The organism is Streptomyces misionensis (genome assembly GCF_007896895.1).
GTDB lineage: Bacteria > Actinomycetota > Actinomycetes > Streptomycetales > Streptomycetaceae > Streptomyces > Streptomyces misionensis_A.
The window spans coordinates 1-4,145 of sequence record NZ_VOGW01000053.1 but is presented as its reverse complement, the minus strand read 5'-3'; the positions used below and the strand labels follow the sequence as shown (position 1 = coordinate 4,145).

4 protein-coding genes are annotated in these 4,145 nt (G+C 66.7%); all 4 read right to left on the bottom strand.

Annotated elements, in window-relative coordinates:
* Position 1 precedes the first annotated feature (1 nt).
* Positions 2–901: a carbohydrate ABC transporter permease gene (locus FRZ03_RS09505; protein ID WP_146464737.1), complete on the bottom strand. Its 900-nt coding sequence runs from the start codon at positions 899–901 to the stop codon at positions 2–4.
* Positions 901–1,923, bottom strand: a complete 1,023-nt coding sequence (locus tag FRZ03_RS09500; RefSeq protein ID WP_146464736.1) for a carbohydrate ABC transporter permease — start codon at positions 1,921–1,923, stop codon at positions 901–903. Before FRZ03_RS09500 ends, FRZ03_RS09505 begins: the two co-directional genes overlap by 1 nt.
* Positions 1,924–1,934: 11 nt before the next feature.
* Positions 1,935–3,257: an ABC transporter substrate-binding protein gene (locus FRZ03_RS09495; RefSeq protein WP_261398790.1), complete on the bottom strand. Its 1,323-nt coding sequence runs from the start codon at positions 3,255–3,257 to the stop codon at positions 1,935–1,937.
* A gap of 563 nt (positions 3,258–3,820) precedes the next feature.
* The coding region (locus FRZ03_RS09490) for a beta-xylosidase family glycoside hydrolase (RefSeq protein ID WP_464862168.1) at positions 3,821–4,145 on the bottom strand (325 nt) is incomplete at its 5' end.

The following is a 4,145-nucleotide window of genomic DNA, read 5'->3' as shown; positions in this document are numbered from 1 at the left end:
TTCAGCCCTTCACGGCACCGGTGAGACCGCCGACGATCCGCCTCTCGAAGACCGAGAAGAAGACCAGTGCGGGCAGCATGGCGAGTGAGGTGAACGCGAGGACCTTCGCGGTGTCCGAGGAGTACTGGGAGGAGAACGCCTGGACGCCGAGCGGCAGGGTGTAGTTCGCGTCCGAGTTGAGGACGTACAGGGGCAGCACGTAGTTGTTCCAGCTGCCGATGAAGGCGAGGATGCCGACCGTCACCACGCCGGGCAGCGACAGCGGGATCACCATGCGGAAGAAGAATCCGAGCCGGCTCGTGCCGTCGATCGCGGCGGCCTCCTCGATCTCGCGGGGAATGGCCTTGAGGAACGGCACCAGGATGATGACGGTCGTCGGCAGGCCGAACGCGATCTGCGGGACGATGACGCCGAAGAGGTTGTCGACGAGGCCGATGTTCTTGACGATGATGTACAGCGGAGTGATCGCGATGACCATCGGGAACATCAGGCCGGCGGCGAACAGGGAGTACATCGCGCCCTTGAGCTTGAAGTCGTAACGCGCGATCACGAAGCTCACCATCAGTCCGAAGGCGACGATGCCGACGGTGCTCACGAGCGCGACGATGACGGAGTTGGCGAATTCGCCCCAGAACGTCCTCGACGTCAGCACGGCTTCGTAGTTGCCGAGGACCCAGGGGTCCGGCAGGGCGGCCGGGTGTGTGGTGATGTGCGAGTTGGTGCGGAACCCGCCGAGCACGATGTAGAGCACCGGTGCGACGCAGACCCCGATGAAGAGCAGGGCGACGAAGTAGGTGAAGGGACTCCCCCACTTCCGCGACCCGCCCCGCTTGTCGCGCTGGCCACCGGGCGTCTTCGGGTCCGCGTCCAAGGTCAGCCAGTCGGCGGTTGTCGCGCTCATCAGGCGGCTCCTTCGGTGACGGCACCCTGGAGGTCTCGGCGCAGGACGAAGCGCTGGTAGACCAGCGCGACGACGAGCGAGATGAGGAACATCACGACCGCGATGGCGCTGCCGTAGCCGTAGTTGCCCGCGTTGCGGCCCTGGGCGACCATGTAGATCGCCATGGTGGAGGTGCCGGCGGTGGCCGAGATGTACGGGCCCCAGATGATGTAGACGAGGTCGAACAGCTGCAGCGAGCCGATGATCGACAGGAAGGCCCAGATCCGGACCGTCGGCCCCAGCAGCGGCAGGGTGATGCGGCGCTGGATCTGCCAGTAGGAGGCGCCGTCGATCTGGGCGGCCTCGAAGAGTTCGTCGGGTATCGACTGCAGGCCCGCAAGCATCAGGATCACCGCGAAGCCGATGTACTTCCACGAGATGATGCCCATCAGCGTCCAGATGGCCAGCTTCGGGTCGGAGAGCCAGTCGGCCCGCAGGGAGCCCAGCCCGATGTGCTGCAGGAGGTCGTTGAGGGCGCCGTTCGTCTGGAGCATCAGGCTCCAGCCGGTGCCGACGACGACCTCGGAGACGACGTAGGGCACGAAGATCAGGACGCGGATGACCGAGCGGCCGCGGATCTTCTGGTTGAGCAGGAGCGCGAGGAAGACGGCCAGCGGGCCCTGGACGACCAGGGAGAGCACCAGGATCAGGAAGGTGTGCCACAGGACTTGCCGGAACGCGGGGTCGGTGAGGATCAGCTTGTAGTTGCCGAGACCGACCCAGTCGGTCGGCGCCCCGTAGCCCTTCCACCGGTAGAAGCCGTAGAACGCCGCGAGCACCACCGGAAAGATCACGAACGTCAGGAACATGATGATCGCCGGCCCGGACAGGACTGCGATCTCCAGTCGCGCCCGGGCACGGCCGCGGCGGCGCGTGGCCGCTCGCGGCGAGGACGGGGAGGCGGGCCCGGCCGCGTCCCCGCCTCCGGGCGTGCCCTGCGACCGGCGGCCCGTGGCCGCGTCAGCACCCAGGGTGTTGCGCATCGTCGGTTTCCTCAGCCCTTCGCGGCAGCGGCGTTGGTGTCCCTGGCAATGTCGGCGGCACTGCCCTTGCCCGCCAGCAGGTTGACGACGGCGGTGTTCATGGCGTTGCCGACGTTCTGGCCGTACATGGTGTCGAGGAACATCATCGAGTAGGGGGCCTTGTTGAACGCCTCCAGTGCCGAGACGTTGTAGGGCTCGGTCACGACCTTCTGGGCGTCCTTGTTCACCGGAATCGTCAAGAACGCCTTGGCGTACGCCTGTTGCTGGTCCTTGGTCACCAGAAACTCGAGGAAGCCGAAGGCCTCCTTCGGTGCGTTCTTGGACAGAGAGAACCCGTCGAGGCCGCCCATGATGGCACTCGGGTCGCCCTGCCCGCCGTTCACCGCGGGGAAGGGGAACCAGCCCAGGTCGGGGAGCTGCTTCTTGTCCGGGGTCAACGTGGAGTACACGCCGGGCTGCCAGTTGCCCATGAGTTCCATGGCCGCCTTGTGGTTGGCGACCATGCCCGCCGACGACCCGGCGCCCTGCTGCGACGAGGTGGTCAAGAATCCCTTCTGGAAGGGGTCGGACTTCACGAAGGACGCCAGATCGTCTCCGGCCTTGGTCCAGCACGGATCGGTGAACTTGAGTTCCTTGCCGGCCTTCGTCATGGTGCCCTGGCCGCACTCGCGCAGGGCGAAGTTGTAGTACCAGTGCGCGGCCGGCCAGGCGTCCTTGGCCCCGACCGCGATCGGCGCGATGTCGGCCGCCTCCAGCTTCGCGACGTCGGCCTCGAGCTCTTCCATGGTCGTCGGCGGCGCGGTGATGCCGGCCTTCTTGAACAGGTCCTTGCTGTAGTAGATGCCCTCGGGCTGTGTGTCGACCGGCATCGCGTAGACCTTGCCGTCGATCGAATAGGCTGTGACGGATGCCTCGCCCGCGTTCGCCTTGTCAGCGGAGGTGAGGTTCAACGGCTGGATCTGGCCGGCGTCGACCATCGCCTGCATCTTGCCGCCACCGCGCTGCAAGAAGATGTCCGGAGCGGAGTTCGAGTTGAGCGCGGTCTGCAGCTTGCCATCGAAGTCCTCGTTCTGGACCGCCTGTATCTTGACCGTGACGTTCGGGTGCAGCTGGTGGTACTCCTTCACGGCGGCCTTCCAGTACTCCTCACCCGGCCCGGGCTGGGCGTTCTCCCAGAGGGTGAGCGTGACCTTGCCGTTGGCCGAGCCACCGCCGTTGCCGGTGTCGCCGCCGGCGCAGCCGGTGGCCGCGAGCGCGACACCCAAGCCGATCGCGACAGCCGTCGCGCTGCGTGTCTTCCTCGACATCCTGAAAACTCCCTGATCTGGCGTCATAGACACACGAGTGCAATCGATTCGCGCAACATGACGGTCTGTGTTGGGGTCCGGGGGGTCTCGTACGCGCTGCTGGTCCGGGCTCGGGCGGCAGTCGGCCGCGGCAACAGGCGACCCGGCCTCCGGCGCCGGGCACGCTCATGTGAACGTGCGAGATCGATGGTGTGACCGTACGAAGTCGTCTTCGTGACGGCGGGTTGCGATTGCACGAGAGTATGGGCTTGGCGCGGAGCGGCAGTCAATGACTTGTTTTCGAAATATTCTCGAAACTTACGAGCCACCGCCCGGGATGGATTGTCGAAATATTTCGCCAACTCACGCTCGACCTCCCCGTGTTCGTGGGGACGTCGAAGTGGAGGACTGTCTCGCGGATCGGCGTCGGCATGGCCGGACCGGCAAAGGGGCCGCGAATGTTTTGACGCGGACCTCGAATCATGCGAGAGGTACTGACGCCGCCCGCCGGCTCCCTATCATCCGGTTGCCCGGACGAGCGGTCCGCCGTGGCGGCGGGTGCCGTCCCGCGACGCCGACCGGCGCGCGGAGACTCGGCGGAATACCGAACGTCAGGCGGAGGGTGCCGGGTCCGGGACGTATGCGAACCAGTCGAAGGCGACCGTGCCCTCGGTGGCGTACATGCCGATGACGCGGCCGGTGAAGCCGCCGGCGACCTCGGTGGACAGGTAGCGCCCGTCCAGTTCCGCGAGGAGCACGGCGTCCGGGGCGTCGGGCTCGCCGAGCCGGAAGGAGAGGGTGTCGGGGCCGGTGGTGCCGCCGTCGGTGAGTTCGGGCGAGGCGGGAACGAGGCCGGACGTCCGGATCGCGGCGGTGAGGGTCAGTGGCCCGGGTGGGACCGGCCGGGCGGCCACGGTCTGGCGCAGCGGACCGATC

What these genes read in the sequence shown, in the direction of transcription:
- FRZ03_RS09505 (WP_146464737.1), bottom strand. Translation starts at nt 901, where the DNA reads ATGAGCGCGACAACCGCCGACTGGCTGACCTTGGACGCGGACCCGAAG.
- FRZ03_RS09500 (WP_146464736.1), bottom strand. Translation starts at nt 1,923, where the DNA reads ATGCGCAACACCCTGGGTGCTGACGCGGCCACGGGCCGCCGGTCGCAG.
- FRZ03_RS09495 (WP_261398790.1), bottom strand. Translation starts at nt 3,257, where the DNA reads ATGACGCCAGATCAGGGAGTTTTCAGGATGTCGAGGAAGACACGCAGC.